We start from the raw sequence: 23,094 nt of genomic DNA on the forward strand, positions 1-23,094 counted from the left end.
GGAAGGCGACCGTCCGACACATTGGGCAGCAGGGAGGGTGACACCATGACGGCGATGTCGGCGCGAGCCACCGGGACGACGCCGCTGAGCGACGACCGCACCGGCGTGCGGACGGCGGACGTCTCCGGAGAGCTGCCCTGGGTCGAGGACGCCGGAAAGGTCGCCCCGCAGGACGCACGGGCCCTGTCGAAGATCTTCTTCGACCGCCTCCAGGTCCTGGAGGAGGGCACGCACGAGCACCAGTACGCGCGCAACACCCTGATCGAGATGAATCTCTCGCTGGTGCGCTTCGCCGCGTCCCGCTTCCGCAACCGCGGCGGCGACGACACCGAGGACATCATCCAGGTCGGCACGATCGGCCTGATCAAGGCGATCGACCGGTTCGACCTGTCCCGCGAGGTCGAGTTCGCGACCTTCGCCGTCCCCTACATCGTCGGGGAGATCAAGCGCTTCTTCCGCGACACCACCTGGTCGGTGCATGTGCCGCGCCGGCTCCAGGAGCTTCGCGTCGACCTCGCCAAGGCGAAGGAGCAGCTCTCCGCCCGCCTCGACCGCGACCCCACCGTCAAGGAACTGGCCGCCCACCTCGACCTCCCCGAGGAGGAGATCATCGAGGGGCTCGTGGCCGCCAACGGCTACTCGGCCGGTTCGCTGGACACCCCGTCCGCGGACAGCGACTCCGGCCAGGAGCAGCGGGCCTACGCCGACGTCCTCGGCGAGGCCGATCCGGGCATGGAGACCGTCGAGAACCTGCACACCCTGGCCCCGCTGCTGGAGCAGCTCGACGACCGGGAACGCCGGATCGTGCAGATGCGGTTCGGGGCGGAGATGACCCAGTCGCAGATCGGGGCGGAGCTGGGCGTGTCCCAGATGCACGTCTCGCGGCTGCTCAGCAGGATCGTCCAGCAGTTGCGCAAGGGCATGAGCATCGAGGCGTAAGCCTGCGCGAGCCCTTCGGGCTTCGCACGTCATCCAGCCGTCCGCCCCTCCGGGCGGGCGGCTTCGTGCCGTCCGCCCGACGGCCCCGTCTCCCGAGAGGCCCGAGGTCGCTTATGCTTCTGGACGATCAGGCCGGATGCACCGCGCCGTCGCACGAGAGGGTGGAGGCTTGACCGAGTTGCCCGTGGGCACATCGCCGAGTCCTGTGGGCATACCCGAAATCCCCACCCAGCAGGTCGGCGTCCCCCATCGCCCAGAGCCCCCGCTGTGGAACCTCGACGCGACGATCCTGCTCGTGGAGGACGACGCGGGTGACGCGCTGCTCGTCGAGGAGATGCTCACCGACAGCGAGCTGGACTCCGCCCTCACCTGGTGCAAGACGCTGGGCGAGGCCCGCACGTTCCTGCGCGCCTCCACCAAGCCGGTGTGCGTCCTTCTCGACCTGCACCTCCCCGACGTCCACGGCCTGGACGCCGTGCGCCAGATCCTGGATGCCGACGGCGAGGCCGCGATCGTCGTCCTCACCGGCCTGGAGGACTCGGGCACCGGACTCCGCGCGGTCGCCGGAGGCGCCCAGGACTACCTCGTCAAGGGCCGGCTGGGCCCCGAGATCCTCTCGCGCGCGATCCGCTACGCCCTCCAGCGCAAGGAAGTCGAGCGGGCCGCGGCGGCGCTGCGCGCCAACCAGCTCATGGCCCAGGAGAACGCCCGGCTGGAGCGCGGGCTGCTGCCCGTTCCCCTGCTGCGGGACGACCGGTTCCGTGCCCGCGCCCGCTACGAGCCGGGACGGGTGCACGGGCTCCTGAGCGGTGACTTCTACGACGTCGTCCAGACCTCGGACGGCACCGTGCACGCCGTGATCGGCGACGTCTCCGGGCACGGCGCGGCGGAGGCCGCGCTCGGCGTGTGCCTGCGGGTGGCCTGGCGTACCGCCGTCCTGTGCGGTATGTCACATGTCGAGCAGACGGCTCTGCTGGAGGAGATCCTGGTCGCCGAGCGGTCGGACGCGCACGTGTTCGCCACGGTCACCTCCCTGGCGTTCGCGCCCGACCGGCGGACCGTCCAGGTCCTGCGCGCCGGGCACCCCGGGCTGCTGATGCGCCAGGGCACCGATGTGAGCTGGGTGGAGACCGAGGGCGGGATGGCGCTGGGGCTGCTGCCCGGCATGGGCCGGTGGCCGACGGTGGACGTCCCGCTGCCGCCCGCCGCGGGAGTGGTGCTCTTCACGGACGGCCTGTTCGAGGGGCGCGACGGACCGGACAGCCGGCTCGGTGAGGAAGGACTGCTGGCGATGGCACGGGCCAACGGGCATCTGCCGGCCCGCGCGTTCGTGGACGCCCTGGTGGCCGGCGCCGCCGAGGGGGCCGCACCGTACGGCGGACTCGCGGACGATGTGGCCGTACTGCATCTGGGCTGGGGATCGGAAGACGATGAACACTGACCGCACCAAGGGCATACCGGACGAGGGCCTCGCCGCCCGGCTGTCGGTGCAGTCCTGGGTCCATCTGATACTCGGCGGCTTCGTGGTGGTCGTCTGCGGCTGCCTGGTGATCGGCGGTCTGGTGCTGTCCCGGATGTCGGAGCGCACCGACGAGCTGGTGGACCGCATCCAGCCGGCGCGGTCGGTCTCCTTCCAGTTGCAGAACGCCCTGCTCGACCAGGAGACCGGGGTCCGGGGGTTCGCCCTGACCGGCGACCGGTCCTTCCTGGAACCGTACGAGGCAGGGAAGAGCGCCGAGCGGGAGCGGCTGGCCCAGGCGCGGCAGCTGGTGGGCGGCGACGAGCGGCTCGCGAAGGACCTGGACGCCGTCGAGGCCGCCGCCGTGCGGTGGCGGCAGGACAAGGCCGAACCGCTGATCGCGGCCGTACGGCAGGCCGGTCCCAGCCGCTCCGGCGCCACCGCCCAGCTCCAGAGCAGCAAGAGCGCGTTCGACGACCTGCGACGCACCTACACCGCCCAGCAGGAACATCTGGCCGAGGCCCGTGACGGGGCGCGGGCCGACCTGAACGCCGCACGCACGACCCGCGACTGGGTGGTGGGCATCCTGCTGGGCGTCCTCGTGCTGACCATCGTGGCGCTGAGCGTGCTGCTCCACCGGGTGGTGGGCGTCCCGCTGAGCCGGCTGCGCGCCGCGTCCGAAGGCGTCAGGTCGGGGGCCTTCGGCAAGAGGATCGAGATCAAGGGTCCTTCCGACGTGCAGGCCGTGGCCTGGGCGGTGGAGGCGATGCGGCGGCGGCTGGCCGACGAGCTGGCCGAGGCACAGCACCGCGAGTCCCTGCTCGCGGAGCAGACGGAGGAGCTGCGCCGGTCCAATTCGGAGCTGGAGCAGTTCGCGTACGTCGCCTCGCACGACCTCCAGGAGCCGCTGCGCAAGGTCGCCTCGTTCTGCCAGCTCCTGGAGAAGCGGTACGGGACGGAGCTGGACGACCGGGGCAAGCAGTACATCGCCTTCGCGGTGGACGGCGCCAAGCGCATGCAGGTGCTCATCAACGACCTGTTGACCTTCTCGCGGGTCGGCCGGGTCCACGACGGCTGGAAGCCCGTCGATCTGGGGCGCTCACTCGACCGCGCCCTGGGCAATCTGGCCGCGGCGGTCGAGGAGTCGGGGGCGGCCGTCGAGCGGCCCGAGGAGCTGCCGGAGCTCGTCGGGGACGCCACCGCCCTCACCATGGTCTGGCAGAACCTCATCGGCAACGCGGTGAAGTTCCGCCACCCCGACCGTTCGCCCCGGATCACCGTCGCCTGCGTGCGCGAGGACGAGAACTGGCACCTGACCGTGTCGGACAACGGGATCGGCATCGCACCCGAGTTCGCGGACAAGGTGTTCGTCATCTTCCAGCGACTGCACGCCCGCGACGAGTACGACGGCACGGGCATCGGCCTGGCCCTCTGCCGCAAGATCATCGAGTTCCACGGTGGCCGGATCTGGCTGGAGCCCGAACCGGGCGAAGGCACCCGGATCCATTTCACCCTGCCCGTGGCGCCCGAGGCGCCCGCGCACACCACGGCGGAGCTGCTCGCTCCCGCCCAGCTCACCAGTCAGTCGGGAGACCCATCGTGAACGCGCCAGTCCAGCCCATCGAGGTCCTGCTCGTCGAGGACGACCCCGGCGACGAGCTGATGACCCGTGAGGCCTTCGAGGACAACAAGATCCGCAACACCCTGCACGTCGTGCGCGACGGGCAGGAGGCGCTGGACTTCCTCTACCGGCGCGGCCAGTACGCCGGGGCCCCCCGCCCCGACCTGGTGCTGCTGGACCTGAACCTGCCCAAGTACGACGGCCGGCAGGTGCTGGAGCAGATCAAGGGCGACCCCGAGCTCTCCCTCATCCCCGTGGTCGTCCTCACCACGTCCTCGGCCGAGGAGGACATCCTGCGCAGTTACAAACTGCACGCGAACGCCTACGTGACGAAGCCGGTGGACCTCGACCAGTTCATCGCGGCGGTCCGCCAGATCGACGAGTTCTTCGTGACCGTGGTGCGGCTGCCCGGACGTGCGTAGGATCGGTCCGGATCTCCTGGAGTGGGATCGTTCGCCACGGGTAGACGATTGGCGGAAAAGGTCTCCGACCTCACTGCGGCGCCCTGGCTGGAGCACATGAACGAACAGGTCACCTCCCCACCGGAAGAACCGGGTCAGGGGCCGGCTTCCGTTGAGGTACCGCCTTCCGCAGACGTGCTGCCTTCCACCGACGTACTGCTCAGCGCCGAGGTCTTCGACGGTGAGCCGGGCTGCATCGCGCTGGCCCGCTCCCTCGCCGACCGCTTCCTGACGAGGCTCGCGGTGGAGTGCCTCGCTCCGATAGGCGAGCACACACGCAGCGATCTGATGCTCGCCGTCAGCGAGCTGGTCACCAACGCCGACCGGTACAGCCACGGCCCCTACCTGCTGGAGCTGGAGGGCAACGCCCAGCTCATCAGCGTCACGGTGTACGACAGCAGCACCGCCATGCCCGTGCTGTACGCCCCCGACCCGTCCCGCCTCGGCGGCCACGGCATGGAGATCGTCGTGGCGCTCTGCGACCGGCTCACCGCCGAGCGCGTGCCGGTGGGCAAGCGGATCCGCGCGGAGTTCCAGCTCAGCACCTGAGCCCGGCCGGCTCGCCCTCCCCTCCCCCGCGCCTCCTCGGTCAGGAGCCGAGCACAGCGGTGGCCTCGACCTCGACCAGGTGGTCGGGGACGTCCAGGGCCGCGACGCCCACCAGCGTGCCGGGCGGCACGGGAGTGGTCCCCAGTGCCGCAGCGGCTCGGGCCACGCCCTCCAGGAACAGCGGCATCTTGTCGGGCGTCCAGTCGACGACGTAGACGGTCAGCTTCGCCACGTCGTCGAAGGTGCCGCCGACCGCGGCGAGGGCCGTGCCGATGTTGAGGTAGCACTGCTCGACCTGTGCGACGAGGTCGCCCGCACCGACGGTGGCGCCGTCCGCGTCCCGGGCGACCTGCCCGGCGACGAAGACCAGCTTCGATCCGGTCGCGACGGACACCTGCCGGTAGGCGCCGATCTCCGGCAGTCCGCTCGGGTTCACCAGGGTGATGGCCATGGTTGTCGCCTCCTCGTCCCGGGGGCCGCGCCCCCGGCTCTCCACCGGACCGGGACGGTTCCCGGTCACTTGTGGTTACTCAGGAACCATAGGAGAGTGTGTGTCGGGACGGAAGAACGCACTTTTCGGTGACGGGGGAACCTCATGGTGACCAAGCAGTTCAGCGGCTCGCCCGAGGACGCCGATCTGCGGCGCGCGGACTCGTTGGCACGGGAGATCTTCTCCGACGTCGCCAACAAGTGGGCGCTGCTGATCATCGAGGCCCTGGGGGACGGCACCCTCCGCTTCAGCGAGTTGCGGGGCGAGGTCGAGGGCATCAGCCACAAGATGCTCACGCAGAACCTGCGGATGCTGGAGCGCTACGGACTCGTGGAGCGGTGCGTGCACCCGACCGTGCCCCCGCGGGTCGAGTACACGCTCACCGGGCCGGGGCAGGGCCTGCGGCGGACGGTCCATGTGATGTGCGACTGGACCCATGAGCACATCGGCCACATCGAGGCCTCCCGCCGCACCTTCGACGCACGCTAGGGCCCGTCGGACCGCCGCCCGCCGTGCGACGGCCGTCCGACGACAGACCCCGGGGCCGGCCCGTCCGGTCAGCTCTCCTGTCGGCCGAACCAGTCCAGGCACAGCACCAACGCGTCGTCGAGCGTCTCCGTGCCCCGGTACTCGGCCAGCTCGCGGAGCATCGCGCGCGGGACGGTGGCGGCGGGCAGGAGCCGGGTCGACTGGATGGCGCGGGCCAGCATGCGCTCCCCGTACGCCTCACCGAGCGGGGACACCGCCTCGTACACGCCGTCGCTGAACAGCAGCAGCCGGTCTCCGGGCTCGACGTGGAACTCCTGGACCGCGTACTGCGACTCCTCGAACATACCGAGCGGAAGCTGCGCCTCCAGCTCGATCCGGCGGACCGAGCGGCCGCGCTGGATCCACAGCTGCGGCGATCCCGCGTCGACGACGCCGACCCGCCCGGTCGCCAGCTCGAAGCGGAGCAGCAGGGTGGAGACGTACGCGGCGCCCCGGTGCTGGTCGTAGAGAGCCTGGTCGGCGAGGGCCGCCTGGTCCGCGATGCCGATGCCCGCCCGGCGGGCGTTGCGCAGCGCGTTGACGGCGAGGTTGGTGAGGAGGGACGCCTGTATGCCCTCGCCCATGCCGTTGGTCACCGCGAGGGTCAGCTCGTCGGCGTCCGCGGCCCAGTCGAAGTTGTCGCCGTGGATGGCGTACGCGGGCTCCAGCTGGGCGCCGACGGCGAACTCGGCGGCGGTGCAGGCGCGGGCGGGCAGCAGCTGCCACTGCATCTCGGCGGCGAGGGTGAGACGGCTGGTGCGCCGGGCCCGCTGATAGAGGTCGGTGTCCCGCTCGGCGACCAGGATCTCGTGTCCCAGGAGGTCGGCGACGTGGGTGAGCTCGCCGACCAGCTCCGGGGTGGACAGGGTCTGGGGCAGCCGGACGGTGAGGATGCCGAGCCGTTCGCCCCGGACGGTCACGGGCAGATGATGATCGACGGCGTCGTCGTGCCGGACCTGCTGTTCGCGGGGCTCCTGACTGCCGAACGCCCGGCCCTCGGGGCTGTTGTGGAGGGACAGCGGCTCGCTCTCGCCGTCCGGCTCGTCGAGCGACGTGAGAAACCGCAGACCGTAGTCGGCGAGGTGCAGCTCCACCGCGAGGGCCCCGTAGGCACTGATGAGCTCCGTGCGCAGGGTGGCCAGCAGGGCGTGCGGTGCGGCGGCCCGCACCGCGGCCTCGATGTGGGTTCGTCTGTTCACGGTCTCTCGCGCAATCTTCGTCCTGTGACGTGGTAGGGGCCGGACCCGGGCTGACAAGTGGGGCCGACGGATGACAGAGTGGCTGGATGCCCCACCGAGGATTCCGCCCGCGCCGTAGCGAACAACCGTCCGCCTACGCCGTCGCCGCCTCGGAGCTGCTGGAGGTGTTGTGGGGCCGAGGCCAGGAGTCCGCAGCCTCTCGAGCCGTATCGCCCTCCCAGCTTCGGGCTCTTCTCGTCATCGAGAAGCACGAAGGCGCCAACCTCCGGGCCCTGGGCGAAGCCCTGGGCTCGCGCGCCCCCTCCGTCAGCCGGCTCTGCGACCGGATGGAGGCGATGGGGCTCGTCCTGCGCGCGCCCAGCCCGACCAGCCGACGCGAGGTCGAGCTGCGGCTGAGCCTGCGCGGCCGCGCCCTCCTCGAAGAATACCGGGCCGTGCGCGCCGCCGAGCTGAACGCGGTGCTGGAGCGGATGGCTCCGGCCGATCTGGCCGCGCTCACGGACGGTCTCGCGGCCTTCCACGCCGCGGCCTCGGAGCGACTTTCCCCGCAGGGGGAGACGGGCGCCGCCTCGCTCCGCAATGATGTCGCCGACAGCGCCTAGCCTCATCCAGCTCCTGCTTCCGCATCCATCGGCTCGCCGCCGTCGACGGCCGGACGATCACCCGTCGGGGATCAGATTGTTACCCGATGGTGAATGTTGTCAAATGGCAACTGTTACTTCTATCGTTATCCCGTTATCCCGCCGCGACCAGGGACGGAACGCTTCCGGCCCGTCCGGCGACACGGCTCTCCACTCCCCTTCCGATCCCGCCCGAGGTGCCTTCCGTGCTTTCATCGCCCAACGAGGACAGAGCCGTCAGCATCATCACGCGGCGGGAGCGGGAGGCTCTGGTCCTCGCCGTCTCGGGTGACCTCGACATCGACAACGTGGGCCCCTTGAGCCGGGCTCTGGCCTCGGCGGCCGACGACGGTTCCGGCCCGGTCGTGGTGGATCTCTCGGGCGTCGGATTCGCGGATTCGACGACGGTGAACGTGCTTCTTCAGGGGCACACCACGCTCGGCGGCCGACTGCGGCTGGCGGCCCCGTCCCCGTTCATGCGACGCCTGATCGGCATGATCGGCCTCGACAGCGCCCTGCCCGTCCTGCCGTCCGTGGACGACGCCATCGACGCCGTACTGCCTTCCTGACGCCCGGACCCAGGGTCGCGCGGCAGGCGGCAGGGTGACGAGAGGTCCGGCTAGGGCTCCGCACGGGCCGGGCCGGGCACCCGGTCGAACACGCAGTCCCCGCACAGCCCGCCGCCGGGGCAGCGCCAGTACAGGCAGCAGCTGCGCCGCCGGAACGCCGTACCGTGCGGGGATCCGGTGGCGCGCAGCGTCTCGTCGTCGAAGAGCTCGGCCGCCAGCGCGCGGGCCCGCGCGGCGGCGTCCGGCCGGTCGTGGGCACGCGCGAAGGCGACCAGTTCGCGGACGGCCCCGGCGAGCGCGGATCCCTCGTTGCCGCGCAGCAGCTGCCGGGAGATGTTCCCGTCGCGCCGGAACGCCTCGGCCAGCGGGGCCAGGTGCCCGTCCTGGACCTCGGCCCGGATCCGGGCCGCCGTGCCGGGCAGCTCGGCCGTCCCCGCGAGCCACAGGTCGTCCGGGGAGGTGGCGGACGGGTCCCAGTGCAGGTCGCCGGGGGCCAGGGCGGGCATCCGCCCGAACAGCGCGGCCGGGCCCAGGGCGATGGACCAGAGCCGCGCGGCGAGCCCCAGGTGGGCGATGGAGGCGGCGACCCGGCGCTCGGGGGCCCGGAGCCGGGCGGCGACCCGGTCGACACGCGCGGCGAGCGGAGCGTTCTCGCCCGCGTACAACCGCTCCAGCGGCCGGTGCCCGCCACCCGGCACCGGGCTGGTCCGCAGCGCGAAGAATCCCCCGACCGATGCCAGTAGTGCCAGGTCCATGGCCCGCCCCTTCCCCGTTGTCCGGTCCGTCCGCGGCCGGCCCGTGCGACCGGCCCGGCGGATACCGGCTGTACCGCCCCGGCGGCTCACCGTATCCGCCGGGCGGCAACTTCTGACGACCGGGGGCGGCAGGACTACCGTCGGGAGGAGGACGTCGGTCCGACGGGCGTACTCCTGGGGCAGTACGCCGAAGTGGAGACTCAAGGACGACGACGTGGGGCCCCGGACGGGACATCGTGGTGTACATGAGCTCCCTTGCGTTGTCCGTGCTGCTGTCACTGGTCTCCGCGGTCGCCTACGCGGCCGGGGCGATCATCCAGGAGCGCGTGGCCGCGACCGATGACAACGCCTGGAACTCCCTGCTGCGCAACGGGGTGTGGTGGGTCGCCGTCGTGCTCAACGGGATCGGCGCGGTCCTGCACGTGGTGGCGCTCGCCTACGGTCCGCTCAGCCTGGTCCAGCCCCTCGGGGCGCTCACGATCGTCTTCGCTCTGCCGATGGCGGCCCTGTTCGTCGGGCGGCGGGCCGGGGCGACCGCGTGGCGCGGGGCGCTGATGGCGACGGCCGGGCTCGGCGGACTGCTGGCGCTCACGGGGAACGCCGAACCGCACACCCTGAACGGCCCGGAGCAGGCACTGCTGGCCTCGGTGACGTTCGGGGCCGTCGGCGCGCTCGTCGTCCTCTCCCGTACGCTGCGCCGGCCGGTCCTGCGCAGCATCGTCCTGGCCACGGGCGCGGGCGCGGCGTTCGGTATGGCCTCGGTGTTCACCAAGACCGTGGCCGTGGAGTGGACGTCCGGTTCGGTGCGCTCGGGTGCGTTGCCGCTGCTGGTGATCGCCGGGCTCGCCGCGGCGGGCCTGTTCCTGTCCCAGGCCGCGTACCGGGGCGCCGGGCTCACCGCTCCGCTGGCCACGGTGACGGTGGTCAACCCGGTGGTGGCCGCGGCCATCGGGCTCACGCTGTTCGGCGAGCACTTCCGCCTCGGCGTCCCCGGGACCGTGCTGGCCCTCTCCTGCGGAGCACTGGCCGCCGCCGGCCTGATCATGCTGACGCGGGAGCGGATGCGCCGGGCCCATGCCGAGGCGGCGGGGGCCGGCCCCGAGCCGGTGCATTCCCGGCGGGCCGGCCGCGGGGCCCGGCGCGCGGTCCCGGGCCAGGGGGACGGGGTCCGCGGCGCGGAGGAGCAGGACCATGGGCGTCCCCCGCTGTCCCCCGGCGTGCCTGCTGGGCCCGCCGTGCCGGAACCGGCCTCGGGTCAGCTGCCGAGGGCGGGGACGTCGTCGCCACTGCCGCCGGGGAGCGCCGTGCCGCAGGTGGGGTTCGGCACGCCGGGCCCGCTCGGGGAGCAGCAGCGGCGCGGCGGAGCCACCTTGCGGCGCTCCCGTACCGAGCGCAGGGTTCACACGGTGATGCCGCCCGCCCGGAGGCAGGAGACGACCTGACCCGCCGCCTCCGGCTCGCGGGCGAGGCGGACGGCTGGATCCGGCGCCGCCCTGCCCGCGGGCAGGGCGGCCGGTGGTCAGACCCTGACGCCGCCGGCTCGCAGATAGGCGAGCGGGTCGACGTCCGAGCCGTAGCCGGGGCCCGTACGGATCTCGAAGTGCAGGTGGGGCCCTGTGCTGTTGCCCGTGGAACCGGAGCGGGCGATGCGCTGTCCGCCGGAGACCGACTGCCCGGCGCGCACGTGCAGCGCGGAGAGATGGGCGTACTGGCTGTACTTGCCGTCACTGTGCCGGATGACGACCTCGTAGCCGTACGCTCCCGCCCAGCCGGCCGAGACGACGCGGCCGGGGGCCACCGACTTCACGGACGTCCCGGTGGGTACGGGGAAGTCCACGCCGGTGTGGTAGCCGCTCGACCAGGAACCGGCCTGACGGTACGGGGTGCCGGTGCCGGCGGCGACGGGGGCACTGAATCCGGAGTGCTGCACGGCCCGTTCCGAAGCGGGCTGCTCCTTCTCGGGGGCGGCCTTCTTCGGCGCCTCCTTCTTCGGGGCCTGCTGCTTGGGCGCTTCCTTCTCGGGCGCCTTCTGTTTCGGGGTCTCCTTCTTCGGGGCTTCCCGCTTCGGGGTTTCCTTCTTGGCCTCGGCGTGCCGGTCCGTCCTGCCGGGGGCGGGGGCCGAGGGCTTCGGGGCGGTCTGCCGCGTGGGCTTCCCGGCGCTCGTGCCCTCCCCCGCCTTCGGAGACCGGCTCCCGTCCAGACGCAGCCGCTGTCCGGGGAAGATCAGGTCCGGGTCGTCCCCGACGACGGTGCGGTTGGCGGCGTAGAGGCCCTGCCAGCCGCCGGGGACCCGCTGGGCGGACGCGATTCCGGAGAGGGAGTCCCCGCTGGTGACCGTGTACGCATCACGCTTGCCCGGCACATGGGTGGGCGTCGCCGCGGCGGGCCGGGTCTGCGGCTGCCTGGGCGGAGCGCTCTGCGGAGCCGCTGCCTGGACGGTCCGGCTGCCCGCGCTCTGCGGGGCCGTTCCGGTCCGGGGTGCGTCACCGCCCCGCGTGAGCCCCGCCCGCACGGAACACGTGGGCCAGGCCCCGGGCCCCTGCCCGTCGAGCACCCGCTCGGCAATGGCGATCTGCTGGTCCCGGGTGGCGAGGTCGGCGCGTGGCGCGTACTGCGTTCCGCCGAAGGCGGCCCAGGTGGAGCCGCTGAACTGCAGCCCGCCGTAGTAGCCGTTGCCGGTGTTGACGGCCCAGTTGCCGCTGGACTCGCAGGCGGCGACCTTCTCCCAGACCTCGCCCGAGGCGGCCCCGGCCGAGGCCGCGGTGATGAGCGGGAGCGCGAGGCCCGCACCGCCCGCCGTCACCGTCAGCGAGGCTCGGTTGATCCGACTGGGCTGGTATCTGCGGTGCCGTCCGGTCGCGGCCATACGTGGCTCCCCCACTGGCTTCGGTACATCTCGCAAGGGGCAACGTAGGTCCGCACCGTGACTGATCACAAGCAAAACGTGATACTCGGCCGCCGCCGGCCCGCCCGTGGCCGAATACCGCCGCCCGGAACTCCCCCCTCGGCCGGGCGGGTTCAGTCCCTCGCGGACTCCTCCGGCCGGACCCGCACGGCCACCTCCGCGAGCGCCGCCGGCTCCGCGCCGCCCGCACCGTCCCGGGCCTGCCGCGACATCTCCTGGCCTGGGACACGGCGTCGGCCCGTCAAGGCCAGGCAGGCGCGGCCCACTCGTGGAGAGCGCTCTCCATCGGTGCTATAAAGGCGCCCATGACAGATGATCGGCGGGCGGCCGCAGCACCCACCCTGGAGGACGTGGCACGAGCGGCCGGTGTCTCACGGGCCACCGTCTCCCGGGTCGTCAACGGCGTACGCAATGTCGACCCGGAGATCCAGCAGGCGGTCCGGCAGGCGGTCTCCGTCACGGGCTACACCCCGAACCGGGCGGCGCGGTCCCTGGTCACCCGGCGGGCCGACGCCGTCGCGCTGGTCGTGTCGGGCGCGGGCGTCGAGCCGGGGGAGGCGCCGGGGGCCTCCCCCGGCACCGGGGTCTCCGCCGGGATGCGCGGCAGCGGGTTGAAGGCCGGGAACACCGCGGGCTCCGGGACCACCGCGGCGCCGGGGACCACCGCGGCCTCCGGGACCGGGGCGTCCGGGTTCGAGCCGGAGGCCGGAGCGCGCGGGGACGGGAGTTCGTTCACCGCTCAGGTCTTCGCCGACCCGTTCTTCGGCCGGGTGGTGACCGGGGTGGTCGGCTCCCTGCGGCCGCACGGGATGCACCCGGTGCTGATGTTCGCGGAGTCCCCGCGGGCGCGCGAGGAGGTGGTGGCGTACCTGCGCCAGGGCAGCGCGGACGGTGCCCTGGTCGTCTCCACGCACGCCGAGGACCCGCTGCCCGCCCTGATCGCCGAAGCCGGCCTGGCGGCGGTGCTGTTCGCCCGCCCGGCGCGACCGGTCCCGGTCAGCTACGTCGACCTGGCGCACCAGGACGGAGCACGGCTGGCCGCCGAGCATCTGCTCGGCCGGGGCTGCCGCCGGCCGGCGACGATCAGCGGTCCCCTGGACGTCCCGGCCGGACAGGCACGTCTGACGGGATTCCGGGACACCATGGCACGCCACGGGCACGCCTGCATCCCCGTCGCCGAGGGGCAGTTCACCCAGGAGAGCGGCGAGGCGGCGATGGCGCGGCTGCTGACGGAACACCCGGATCTGGACGGGGTCTTCGCCGCCAACGACCTGATGGCCCTGGGCGCCTGCCATGTCCTGCGGGAGCACGGCCGCTCGGTGCCGCAGGACGTGGCGGTGGTCGGCTTCGACGACAGCAGCGCGGCCCTCGCCTGCCGTCCGCCGCTGACCACGGTCCGCCAGCCGGTGGAGGAGATGGCCGCCGAGATGACGCGTCTGCTGCTGGACCGGCTCGCCCGGCCGGACGGTCCGGTGACTTCCGTGATCTTCGAACCGGAGCTGGTGGTGCGGGAATCCGCCTGAGCGCCTGCGCACGGGCCTGCCGGGCGGGGGCTCGCCGGTGTACGCGAGGATGCGGTTCATGACCACTGCCTCGCCCGCGCCCCCGCCGCGCGCCCGGGTCGCCGCGTATGTGATCCGGCGCCACCCCTCCCCCGCCCTGCTGGTGTTCGACCACACGGACTTCCCCGGGGCCGGCACCCAGGTTCCGGCGGGCGGTGTCGCGCCCGGCGAGGGTCCGGAGCGCGCGGTTCTGCGCGAGGTCGCCGAGGAGAGCGGGCTGACCGGGGCCCGCGTCGTGCGGCGGATCGCCGTGGACGGGCGGCCGCACCCCGAGACCGGGCAGCCCCGGCTGACCACCTTTCTCCTGCTCGACGCGCCATCACAGGGCCCGGTGGAGTGGGAGCACCGGGTCAGCGGCGACGGCGGCGACGCCGGGATGCGGTTCGCCTGCCGGTTCGCGCCGCTCCCCCTGGCCCACCCGCTCGCCGACGGCCAGGACGCACACCTGGGCCGGGTGGACCCGCGCTGGGTCGCGCGGGGCGAGGCGGCAGGCCGGCCCGACGAGGCGGGCCCCCTCAGATGACCGGGGTCCGGTGGCGCTCCCGTACCGCCTCGACGGCCGTCCGCGGTGGCGTTCCGCCGCCGCCCGGCTCCGGGCGGCTGCCTCCTCGGGTCAGGAAGTCCGCGAGCGGGAGCGTGGCCGCGCCCACGGTGACCGCGTCCGGGCCGAGTCGGCCCATCTCGATGGTGGTGCGGGCCGCCGCGTGGCTCAGGGCGTACTCGCTCGCGTACCGGCGGATCTCGGGCAGCAGGCGGGGGCCGAGGAGCAGGCCCGCCCAGCCGCCGATCAGGATCCGCTCGGGCAGGAAGAGGTTCACCAGGTCCGCGAGGGCCGCGCCGAGGCATTCGGCCGTCTCGTCGAGCAGCGCGAGGGCCACCGGATCCGGGGTGCCGCCCCGTCCCGGAAAGGCGGCGGCGAGCAGGGCGGCGAGCGCGGTCTCGTCGTCGGCGTCCTCGGGCAGCGGGCCGCCCGCCTCCCGCCAGCGCTCGCGCAGGGCTTCGGCACCCGCGTACGCCTCCAGGCAGCCGATGGAGCCGCAGCGGCACCGGCGGCCGCGCAACTGGACGGTGGTGTGGCCCCATTCGAGCGCGAGGCTGGTGCGGTCCTCGTCGAGGACGTCGCCGTGGTCGACGCAGGCGCCCACGCCCGAGCCGATCAGCGCGATGGCGGCGGCGCCCGCGCCCCGGCCGCCGCCGAACCACATCTCGGCCTGGCCGAGCGTCTTGGCGCCGTTGTCGATGAAGAGCGGCACCTCGGGCGGCACGTCGACCGCCTCCCGCAGCAGGTGTTCGAAGGGGACCGCGCGCCAGCCGATCGTCTGGCCGTGCACGACCGCGCCGCTGGTGCCGTCGGGGCCTTCGGGGCCGTCGCGCTCGATGATGCCGGGGACCCCGATCCCGATCCCGAGGAGCCGTCGCGGATCGGCGCCCGCGTCGCGCAGCACGTCCGCGACGCCGGTGCGGACGTGGGCGACGATGCGCTCGACGTCGTAACCGTGCTGGGCCAGCAGCCTTTCCGTGCGGGCCAGTTCGGTGAGCGACAGGTCGAACAGCTCGACGCGGACACGGGTCTCGCCGATGTCGATGCCGACGAGGAGGCCGCCGTCCGGAGCGACGCGCAGCAGCGTACGGGGGCGGCCGCCGTCGGAGTCGACGACGCCGGCCTCCTCCAGCAGGCCCTCGGCGGACAGTTCCGCGACGACATTGCTGATGGAACCTGAACTCAGGCCCGTGACCGGGCCGAGCTCCTGACGGCTCAACGGGCCGTCGAAATACAACCGTTGCAATACGCGTGCCCGGTTGCCCCGCCGCAGGTCACGCACGGTTCGTCTGTTGCGCTCGGCCATGGTGCTCCTTCCCGTCCAGGAACATACCCCGGCCCAAGGCCTTGACGCGACCTTCTCTCACCTCTTAAATCACGGCATAAATTAAGTCATGGAGGCCGTTCGGTTCCCGAACGCAGCCATCCCCGGAAAGGGGCCACCTCTCATGCGTCACCTCAGAGCCGCAAGCGCCGTCACCCTCGCCCTCTCCATCGCCGTGGCCGCCACCGGCTGCGGCGGCGGGACCACGTCGGGCGGCGGCAACGCGTCGCCGAAGACCCTCACCTACTGGGCGTCCAACCAGGGCCCCAGCATCGAGGCCGACAAGGAGATCCTCACTCCCGAACTGAAGAAGTTCGAGAAGGAGACCGGGATCAAGGTGAAGCTGGAGGTCGTGCCGTGGGCCGACCTGCTGAACCGGATCCTCGCCGCCACCACCTCCGGTCAGGGCCCGGACGTGCTGAACATCGGCAACACCTGGTCGGCCTCGCTCCAGGCGACCGGCGCGCTCCTGCCGTGGGACGAGGCGAACTTCGAGGCGATCGGCGGCCGGGACCGCTTCGTCGACTCGGCGGTCGCCTCGGCCGGCAAGGAGGGCGAACCGCCCGCCGCCGTACCGCTGTACTCGCTGGCGTACGCCCTCTACTACAACAAGAAGATGTTCGCCGAGGCGGGCATCGAGAAGCCCCCGGCCACCTGGGACGAGCTGGTCGCGACCGGCAAGAGGATATCCAAGGACGGCAAGTGGGGTCTGGGCGCCGAGGGCGGGAACCTCTCCAACAACATCCACCAGACCTTCGTCCTCGGCCGGCAGCACGGCGCCGACTTCTTCGACCAGGACGGCAAGGCGACGTTCACCTCGGACGGTGCGGTCGCGGCGGTGAAGCAGTACATCGACTTCATGGCCAAGGACAAGATCATCGCCCCGGGCAACGCGGAGTACGCCCAGAACCAGTCGCTCACCGACTTCGCCAAGGGGAAGACGGCGATGGTGCTGTGGCAGGCGGCCGCCTCCACCTTCGCCGCCCAGGGGATGAAGCCGGAGGACTGGGGCGCGGCCCCGGTGCCGGTGCCCTCGGGCGCCCCCGGCACCGGCACGCAGGTCAACTCCATGGTCGCGGGCATCAACATGGCGGTGTTCAAGAACAGCAAGAACATCGACGGCGCGAAGAAGTTCGTGAAGTTCATGACGAGCGACGCCGAGCAGAAGCTGCTCAACAAGACCTACGGCTCCATCCCGCCGGTCAAGGCCGCCCAGGCCGACGACGCGTTCGCCGCCCCCGATCTCAAGGTCCTGCGCGACACCCTCGCCACCAGCGCCGCCCCGCTCCCCCAGGTCCCCAACGAGTCGCAGTTCGAGACGGCCGTGGGCACGGCGGTCAAGGAGCTGTGGGCGGACGCGGCGGCCGGACGCCCGGTGACCGACGAGTCGGTCAGGGAGCGTCTCGAAAAGGCCCAGCAGACGATGCAGCAGTGAGGCCCTGATCCATGACCGCCACCGTCATCACGGACCCCGAGGCCGACACGTCGACCAGCAGGGGAACGAGCCGGGGCACCGGGGGTGCGCGCGGGAGACTGCCGCGCATCCCCGACCGGATCCGCCAAGGCGGACTGCCCTACCTCCTGCTGCTGCCCGCCGTCCTGCTGGAACTCCTCATCCACATCATCCCGATGGTCATCGGGATCGTGATGAGCTTCCGGCAGCTCACCCAGTTCTTCATCAGCGACTGGGGCGCCGCGCCCTGGTCCGGCCTCGACAACTACAAGATCGCCGTCGACATCGACGCGCCGATCGGCGAGGCCCTGCTCCACTCGTTCTTCGTCACCTGCGTCTTCACGTTCTTCTCCGTCGGCCTCGCCTGGCTGCTCGGCACGGCCGCCGCGATCCTCCTCCAGGAGAGCTTCCGGGGCCGGGGCGTGCTGCGGACGATCTTCCTCGTCCCCTACGCCCTGCCGGTCTACGCGGCCGTCATCACGTGGGCGTTCATGTTCCAGCGGGACAACGGACTGGTCAACCACGTGCTGCACGACCAGCTCGGCATCACGGATGAGCCCTCGTTCTGGCTGATCGGCGAGAACAGCCTCTACACCCTGATCATCGTCTCGGTGTGGAAGGGCTGGCCGTTCGCCTTCCTCATGCTGATGGCCGGCCTCCAGAACATCCCGCGCGAACTGTACGAGGCCGCCTCGATCGACGGCGCGGGCATCTGGCAGCAGATCCGCCGGATCACGCTGCCCTCGCTGCGCCCGGTCAACCAGGTGCTGGTCCTCGTGCTCTTCCTCTGGACGTTCAACGACTTCAACACCCCGTTCGTGCTGTTCGGGAAGTCGGCCCCGGAGAACGCGGACCTCATCTCGATCCACATCTACCAGTCGTCGTTCGTCACCTGGAACTTCGGCACCGGATCGGCGATGTCCGTCCTCCTGCTGCTCTTCCTGCTGATCGTGACGGCCGCCTACCTGTTCTTCACCACGCGCGGAAGGAAGGGCGCCGATGTCTAGCCTCACCCGGTCGGCCCGGCCCCGGTCGCCGATGGCGGCCCCGCGGTCCTTCCTGTGGACCCGGCGCATCGTCCTGACCCTGCTCGCCGGCTTCGTCCTGCTGCCGGTCTACGTCATGGTCAGCAGCTCGCTGAAGCCGCTCCAGGACGTGTCGGGGAAGTTCCAGTGGCTGCCGTCCACGCTGACCGTCCAGCCGTACTTCGACATCTGGGAGACCGTCCCGCTCGCCAAGTACTTCGTCAACTCGCTGATCGTGGCGGGTTCGGCGACGGTGCTGTCGGTGACCATCGCGGTGTTCTCGGCCTACGCGGTGAGCCGCTACCGCTTCCGCGGGAAGCGGGTCTTCACCGTCACGGTGCTCTCGACGCAGATGTTCCCGGGCATCCTCTTCCTGCTCCCGCTCTTCCTCATCTTCGTCAACATCGGCAACAGCACCGGCGTCGCGCTCTACGGCTCGCGCGGCGGACTCATCCTCACCTACCTCACGTTCTCGCTGCCGTTCTCCATCTGGATGCTGATCGGCTACTTCGACTCCATCCCCCGCGACCTCGACGAAGCGGCCCTGGTCGACGGCTGCGGACCCGTCCGCGCCCTGTTCCAGGTCGTCGTACCGGCCGCCGTGCCCGGGATCGTCGCCGTGTCCGTCTACTCCTTCATGACAGCCTGGGGCGAAGTGCTCTTCGCCTCCGTCATGACGAACGACGCCACCCGGACCCTCTCCGTCGGCCTCCAGGGCTACGCCACGCAGAACGACGTGTACTGGAACCAGGTCATGGCCGCGTCCCTCGTCGTCAGCGTCCCGATCGTCGTCGGCTTCCTGCTGCTCCAGCGCTACCTGGTCGCGGGCCTCACCGCCGGAGCCGTCAAGTGACCTTCACAGAAAGGCAGTCCGTGTCCGACCTCACCGCGCTCCCGGCCGATTTCACCTGGGGCGTCGCCACCGCCGCGTACCAGATCGAGGGAGCCGTCGCGGAGGACGGCCGCTCGCCATCCATCTGGGACACGTTCTCGCACACCCCGGGCAAGGTCGACGGCGGCGACACCGGCGACACCGCCTGCGACCACTACCACCGGGTCCCTGAGGACATCGGCCTGATCAAGCAACTGGGCGCGGACGCCTACCGCTTCTCCATCGCCTGGCCGCGCGTCGTGCCCGGCGGCGACGGGCCGGTCAACAAGGCGGGGCTGGACTTCTACGACCGGCTTGTGGACGGTCTCCTGGAAGCGGGCGTCACGCCGTTCGCCACGCTCTACCACTGGGACCTGCCGCAGGTGCTCCAGGACCGGGGCGGCTGGACCGTACGGGAGACCTCCGAGCACTTCGCGGCGTACGCCTCCCGTGTGGTGGAGCGGCTGGGCGACCGAGTCAAGGACTGGGCGACGCTCAACGAACCGCTGTGCTCGGCCTGGATCGGGCACCTGGAGGGCCGGATGGCACCGGGTCTCACCGACCTGACCGCCGCGGTGCGCGCCTCCTGCCACCTGCACCTGGGCCACGGTCTCGCCGTCCAGGCGATCCGGGCGGCCTCCTCCGACGCCCGGGTCGGCATCGTCAACAACCTCAGCCCGATCGAGCCGGCGAGCGGGAGTGAGGCCGACCTCGCCGCCGCCCGCCGCACCGACGGCCACATCAACCGCTGGTGGCTGGACCCGGTCATGGGGCGCGGCTACCCGCAGGACATGGTGGCGGAGTACGGCGTCGAACTCCCCCTCCGAGCAGGTGACCTGGAGACGATCGCGGCCCCGCTGGACTGGCTGGGCCTGAATTACTATTTCCGGCAGATCGTCACCGCCGACCCCGACGGGACCGCCCCGCACGCCCGGCAGGTCCCCGTCCCGGGCGCCCGGCTCACCCACATGGACTGGGAGGTCCACGCGGAGGGCCTGGAGCGGCTGTTGCTCCGGCTGACCGAGGAGTACGGCGTCCAGCGGATCTACGTCACCGAGAACGGATCCGCGTACGAGGACGTCGTCGCGGCGGACGGATCGGTGCACGATCCGGAGCGCGTCCGCTATCTGGAGGAGCACCTCGCCGCCTGCGCCCGCGCGGTCGCCGGGGGAGCCCCGCTGGCCGGGTACTTCGCCTGGTCCCTGATGGACAACTTCGAGTGGGCGTACGGCTACGCCAAGCGGTTCGGCCTGGTTCACGTGGACTACGCGACCCAGCGCCGTACGGTCAAGAGCAGCGGGCTCCGGTACGCGGAGCTGGTCCGGGAGCACGCGGCCCGCCGCGACGGCCGGACGGCCGCCTGACCTCTCCCGGCATGGCCGCCCCTCCGGCGGCGGCGGATCCCCGCCGCCGCCGGAGGGCTTTCGCACGGCCGGGCGGCCTCCGGGCCTGTCGTCGCTCTGTCCGCCCGCCGTGCGACACCCCGTCCTAGGACAAGGACGCCCACGGCTTCAGCATGTCCTTCATCGCGTCCGTCAGCGCGAACTGCAGCAGCGGACCATAGGTGATGCGGCCGACACCGAGGCGGCGGAACCGCTCCAGGTCGTGCTTCACGGGATGCGCCGTGGTGTTGACCGGAACGCCGACGGCCGCGATGACCGCCGCGAGCAGCTCGTCGTCGTCCTGGATCCGCACCGGGTAGACGCTGTCGGCGCCGGCCTGCTCCAGGGCCCGCAGCCGCTCGATCACGTCGCCGAGGACGTCGGAGGGCTTCTCCGCGTGCACGAAGAGGTCGGTGCGCCCGTTGACCCAGACCGGGACCCCCGCGTCGTCGGCCGCCGCGCGCAGACCCGCGACATAGCTCGCGTGCTCCTGGGTGCCGCGCAGGCGTCCGCCCTCCGAGTGGACGGTGTCCTCGATGTTGAGACCGGCACCGCCGGCCTCGATCAGACCGGCCACGAGATCCGCGGGCTTCTGCCCGTAGCCGGATTCGAGGTCCACCGACACGGGGACGTCGACCGCCGCGATGACCGGCCTGACGGCGGCGAGCACCTCCTCGAAGGTCTGGCCCTCCTGGTCTTCGGCCCCCCGGGAGTCGGCCAGCGGGTGGCTGCCGATCGTCAGCGCGGGAAAGCCGGCGGCGGCCGCGGTCCGCGCGGACCAGACGTCCCAGACGGTGGGCAGCACGAGCGGCTTGTGTTCGGTATGCAGTTGCTTGAGGCGCTGGGCGCGCTCGACAGTGGTTCGCAAGTCCATGCCGAGGACGCTACCCCGCATCTCCCGGGAGCAACGTGACGAGCCGGCGGCGGCCACGGAGGTCCGTGGCCGCCGCCGGCTCCCGCCGCGCCGACAGCGGGGATGGGACGGCGCGGAGGGCTTGCGGGCCCCGTCGGATCAGCTCCGGTAGACGCCGAACTCGTAGAGGGAGTAGCCCCACGGGGTGCCGCGCTCGGTGGCGCTCACCCGGACGTAGCGCGCGTTGCCGGCGACCCGGAGGTCGTCGATGCCGCCGTCGCCCGCCGTCTCGGTGTGGACCGTGTGCCAGTCCTGGCCGTTGTCCGAGGTCTGGAGGGTGTACGCCTTGGCATAGGCGGCCTCCCAGACCAGCTGGACGTGATCGAAGGAGGTGGTCGCGCCCAGGTCGACCTGGATCCACTGCCGGTCGGCCCACTCGCTGGCCCAGCGGGTGTCGAGGGAGCCGTCGACGGCGTTGGCCGCCGGGCAGGGGCAGCCGGCGCCGTCCGGCTGGAACGACGACGCACCGGCGGGCTTGCCGGCGGCCAGGTTCACCCCGTCGACCTTCGGCGGAACCACCGTGAAGGACTGCGTCTCGATGCCGACGTTGCCCCTCCCGTCGGCCGACTTGAGGTAGACCTTCCAGACGCCGAGCTTGTCCGGCGCGGTGGCCTCGAAGGTGCCGTCGCCGCGGTCGGTGAAGCCGGTGTCCGTCAACTGGTCGCTGCCGTCGATGTACTTGGAGTTGAGCAGCACCTGGTGGGTGAGAGCGTCGCCGTCGGGGTCGGAGACGGACGCCCTGAACGTGAACGGTTTGCCCGCCTCGACGGCGGAGGCGTGGTCGACGGCCATGCCGCTGATGACGGGCGGGGTGTTGTCACCGGAGGTGTCCGCCCCGTACGCCTCCTTCACCGCGTAGTACGAGAGCCGCTTCTGGCCCGCCGGGAGCAGGTTGAACCAGACGCCGCCGAAGTCGTACTCAGTGCCGTAGTGGAACAGCGTGGCCCCCAGCGACACCCCTCGATGCCCGGTGACGCAGTCCCAGGCGCGCTGGTAGCCCGCCGCCTTCGCCACGTCGGAGGGTTCGTCCGGGACCCCGTTGGCGTCGTCCGGGACCTCCCACTCGCCGGCGGGCCCGCCCTCGGTGACGAGGTAGGGCTTGTCGTAGCCGCCGCTCTCCCAGGTGGCGCGGATGTCGCACACCGCGTCGTAGGAGTTGACCGCGTACAGGTCGAGGTCGGGCGCGTTCTTCCTGTAGTACGGCCAGGCCCCGGTCCAGGCGTCGGTGGAGGTGACCGGGTGGTTCGGGTCGACCGCGTGGATCTTCCTGGCGATCTCGTTGACGAAGGTGGTGTACGCGTCGCGCTGCCGCTCCAACTCGTCGCCGGTGTAGCAGTTCTGCAGGCCGAGCACCGACTCGTTGCCGACGTTCCACATGAGAACGCCCTGATGGTCCTTGTAGGCATCCACCCACTTCGGGAACTCGGCGAGCATGTCGTTCTTGTACGCGGTGTCCGTCAGGTAGTTCACACAGCCGCCGCTGCCGGGACCGCCGCCCGGCTGCAGCCAGAACCCGGCGATCACCTTGATGCCGTTCTCGGCCGCGCTGTCCAGCAGGGGCTTCCTGGTGGCGTCGGTGCCCCAGGTACGGATCGTGTTGACGCCCATCGTCCTCACGTCGGGCAGGTACCGCCCGGCGTCCGCGACGGACGGGCCCCAGGTCAGGCCCTTCACGGTGTACGGGGCGCCGTCCACGGTCAGCTGCCAGGCCCCCTGGGAGCCGGTCACCTTCACCACACTTCCGGCGGCCTGTGCGGTGGGCACCGGCAGGGCGGCCGCCGTGGCGGCCAGGAGTCCGGCGACGGCGAGGCGTGCGGTGGTACGGCCACGGGGGCGGGCCGGTCGTCGAGAGCGCAACGTGATCATGGGGGGAGAAGCTCCTCACGGGAGTCGGGGTGCGGGTGGGGGCGCCGGGGAACGGCCATGGA

Annotated in this window: 22 protein-coding genes; 15 read left to right on the forward strand and 7 right to left on the reverse strand. The window is 71.9% G+C overall.

Annotation, left to right across the window (positions count from 1 at the left end):
- Positions 1 to 45 precede the first annotated feature (45 nt).
- The 5 genes from KME66_RS02225 (at position 46) to KME66_RS02245 (ending at position 5,029) form a co-directional block, all read left to right on the forward strand.
- Positions 46 to 939 carry an RNA polymerase sigma factor SigF gene (locus tag KME66_RS02225; protein WP_073223743.1) on the forward strand — a complete coding sequence of 298 codons (894 nt, stop codon included), beginning with the start codon at positions 46 to 48 and terminating at the stop codon, positions 937 to 939.
- 205 nt (positions 940 to 1,144) lie between these two features.
- On the forward strand, positions 1,145 to 2,380 hold the full coding sequence (locus KME66_RS02230) for a PP2C family protein-serine/threonine phosphatase (RefSeq protein ID WP_253208207.1): 1,236 nt from the start codon (positions 1,145 to 1,147) through the stop codon (positions 2,378 to 2,380).
- Complete coding sequence (locus tag KME66_RS02235) at positions 2,370 to 4,001, forward strand: ATP-binding protein (protein ID WP_216318324.1); 1,632 nt, start codon at positions 2,370 to 2,372, stop codon at positions 3,999 to 4,001. The genes KME66_RS02230 and KME66_RS02235 overlap by 11 nt, the downstream gene beginning before the upstream one ends.
- Positions 3,998 to 4,441, forward strand: coding sequence for a response regulator (locus KME66_RS02240; RefSeq protein ID WP_073223746.1), 444 nt, complete (start codon positions 3,998 to 4,000; stop codon positions 4,439 to 4,441). Before KME66_RS02235 ends, KME66_RS02240 begins: the two co-directional genes overlap by 4 nt.
- 96 nt (positions 4,442 to 4,537) lie before the next feature.
- The gene (locus tag KME66_RS02245; RefSeq protein WP_216318327.1) at positions 4,538 to 5,029 is read left to right on the forward strand and encodes an ATP-binding protein; all 492 of its coding nucleotides are present in this window, start codon (positions 4,538 to 4,540) and stop codon (positions 5,027 to 5,029) included.
- A 40-nt stretch (positions 5,030 to 5,069) separates the two neighbouring features.
- On the opposite strand, the gene KME66_RS02250 is transcribed toward KME66_RS02245, so the two are convergent.
- On the reverse strand, positions 5,070 to 5,480 hold the full coding sequence (locus KME66_RS02250) for a RidA family protein (protein WP_216318330.1): 411 nt from the start codon (positions 5,478 to 5,480) through the stop codon (positions 5,070 to 5,072).
- Positions 5,481 to 5,624: 144 nt separating this feature from the next.
- On the opposite strand from KME66_RS02250, the gene KME66_RS02255 reads away from it, so the two are divergent.
- Entirely contained in the window at positions 5,625 to 6,008 is a 384-nt protein-coding gene (locus tag KME66_RS02255) for a helix-turn-helix domain-containing protein (RefSeq protein ID WP_073223748.1), read from the forward strand.
- Positions 6,009 to 6,076: 68 nt separating this feature from the next.
- On the opposite strand, the gene KME66_RS02260 is transcribed toward KME66_RS02255, so the two are convergent.
- Positions 6,077 to 7,246 carry a PP2C family protein-serine/threonine phosphatase gene (locus KME66_RS02260; RefSeq protein ID WP_216318333.1) on the reverse strand — a complete coding sequence of 390 codons (1,170 nt, stop codon included), beginning with the start codon at positions 7,244 to 7,246 and terminating at the stop codon, positions 6,077 to 6,079.
- Between the two features lie 86 nt (positions 7,247 to 7,332).
- Here KME66_RS02260 and KME66_RS02265 point away from each other — a divergent pair, with 86 nt between their 5' ends.
- Together KME66_RS02265 and KME66_RS02270 are read left to right on the forward strand one after the other, a co-directional pair.
- Complete coding sequence (locus KME66_RS02265) at positions 7,333 to 7,848, forward strand: MarR family transcriptional regulator (protein ID WP_073223750.1); 516 nt, start codon at positions 7,333 to 7,335, stop codon at positions 7,846 to 7,848.
- Between the two features lie 224 nt (positions 7,849 to 8,072).
- A complete protein-coding gene (locus KME66_RS02270) occupies positions 8,073 to 8,435 on the forward strand; it encodes an STAS domain-containing protein (protein ID WP_073223751.1) in 363 nt (120 codons plus the stop codon).
- Between the two features lie 50 nt (positions 8,436 to 8,485).
- On the opposite strand, the gene KME66_RS02275 is transcribed toward KME66_RS02270, so the two are convergent.
- Positions 8,486 to 9,190, reverse strand: a complete 705-nt coding sequence (locus tag KME66_RS02275) for a (2Fe-2S)-binding protein (RefSeq protein WP_216318336.1) — start codon at positions 9,188 to 9,190, stop codon at positions 8,486 to 8,488.
- Positions 9,191 to 9,435: 245 nt separating this feature from the next.
- On the opposite strand from KME66_RS02275, the gene KME66_RS02280 reads away from it, so the two are divergent.
- A complete protein-coding gene (locus KME66_RS02280) occupies positions 9,436 to 10,632 on the forward strand; it encodes a DMT family transporter (RefSeq protein ID WP_216318339.1) in 1,197 nt (398 codons plus the stop codon).
- A 77-nt stretch (positions 10,633 to 10,709) separates the two neighbouring features.
- Here the strand turns inward: KME66_RS02280 and KME66_RS02285 are convergent, their stop codons facing one another.
- On the reverse strand, positions 10,710 to 12,056 hold the full coding sequence (locus tag KME66_RS02285; RefSeq protein WP_216318342.1) for a transglycosylase family protein: 1,347 nt from the start codon (positions 12,054 to 12,056) through the stop codon (positions 10,710 to 10,712).
- A 344-nt stretch (positions 12,057 to 12,400) separates the two neighbouring features.
- On the opposite strand from KME66_RS02285, the gene KME66_RS02290 reads away from it, so the two are divergent.
- Together KME66_RS02290 and KME66_RS02295 are read left to right on the forward strand one after the other, a co-directional pair.
- Positions 12,401 to 13,618: a LacI family DNA-binding transcriptional regulator gene (locus tag KME66_RS02290; RefSeq protein ID WP_216318345.1), complete on the forward strand. Its 1,218-nt coding sequence runs from the start codon at positions 12,401 to 12,403 to the stop codon at positions 13,616 to 13,618.
- A 58-nt stretch (positions 13,619 to 13,676) separates the two neighbouring features.
- Positions 13,677 to 14,180 carry an NUDIX domain-containing protein gene (locus KME66_RS02295; RefSeq protein WP_216318348.1) on the forward strand — a complete coding sequence of 168 codons (504 nt, stop codon included), beginning with the start codon at positions 13,677 to 13,679 and terminating at the stop codon, positions 14,178 to 14,180.
- On the opposite strand, the gene KME66_RS02300 is transcribed toward KME66_RS02295, so the two are convergent.
- Positions 14,173 to 15,504, reverse strand: a complete 1,332-nt coding sequence (locus tag KME66_RS02300; protein ID WP_073223756.1) for an ROK family transcriptional regulator — start codon at positions 15,502 to 15,504, stop codon at positions 14,173 to 14,175. The two genes, KME66_RS02295 and KME66_RS02300, sit on opposite strands and share 8 nt — an antisense overlap.
- A 142-nt stretch (positions 15,505 to 15,646) precedes the next feature.
- Between KME66_RS02300 and KME66_RS02305 the strand changes: the two genes are divergently transcribed.
- Genes KME66_RS02305 through KME66_RS02320 form a run of 4 tightly spaced genes read left to right on the forward strand, consistent with a single transcriptional unit; the run spans position 15,647 to position 20,235 of the window.
- A complete protein-coding gene (locus KME66_RS02305; protein ID WP_216318351.1) occupies positions 15,647 to 16,957 on the forward strand; it encodes an ABC transporter substrate-binding protein in 1,311 nt (436 codons plus the stop codon).
- A gap of 11 nt (positions 16,958 to 16,968) precedes the next feature.
- On the forward strand, positions 16,969 to 17,982 hold the full coding sequence (locus KME66_RS02310; RefSeq protein ID WP_216318352.1) for a carbohydrate ABC transporter permease: 1,014 nt from the start codon (positions 16,969 to 16,971) through the stop codon (positions 17,980 to 17,982).
- On the forward strand, positions 17,975 to 18,853 hold the full coding sequence (locus KME66_RS02315) for a carbohydrate ABC transporter permease (RefSeq protein ID WP_216318354.1): 879 nt from the start codon (positions 17,975 to 17,977) through the stop codon (positions 18,851 to 18,853). The genes KME66_RS02310 and KME66_RS02315 overlap by 8 nt, the downstream gene beginning before the upstream one ends.
- 20 nt (positions 18,854 to 18,873) lie before the next feature.
- Positions 18,874 to 20,235 carry a GH1 family beta-glucosidase gene (locus KME66_RS02320; RefSeq protein WP_216329025.1) on the forward strand — a complete coding sequence of 454 codons (1,362 nt, stop codon included), beginning with the start codon at positions 18,874 to 18,876 and terminating at the stop codon, positions 20,233 to 20,235.
- Between the two features lie 124 nt (positions 20,236 to 20,359).
- On the opposite strand, the gene KME66_RS02325 is transcribed toward KME66_RS02320, so the two are convergent.
- Positions 20,360 to 21,127 (reverse strand): isocitrate lyase/phosphoenolpyruvate mutase family protein, encoded by a 768-nt coding sequence (locus KME66_RS02325; protein ID WP_073223760.1) that lies wholly within the window; start codon positions 21,125 to 21,127, stop codon positions 20,360 to 20,362.
- Positions 21,128 to 21,265: 138 nt separating this feature from the next.
- Positions 21,266 to 23,032: a discoidin domain-containing protein gene (locus KME66_RS02330; protein ID WP_216318356.1), complete on the reverse strand. Its 1,767-nt coding sequence runs from the start codon at positions 23,030 to 23,032 to the stop codon at positions 21,266 to 21,268.
- Between the last annotated feature and the right edge of the window lie 62 nt (positions 23,033 to 23,094).

Origin of the sequence: Streptomyces sp. YPW6, from assembly GCF_018866325.1 — a bacterium.
Taxonomy (GTDB): Bacteria; Actinomycetota; Actinomycetes; order Streptomycetales; family Streptomycetaceae; genus Streptomyces.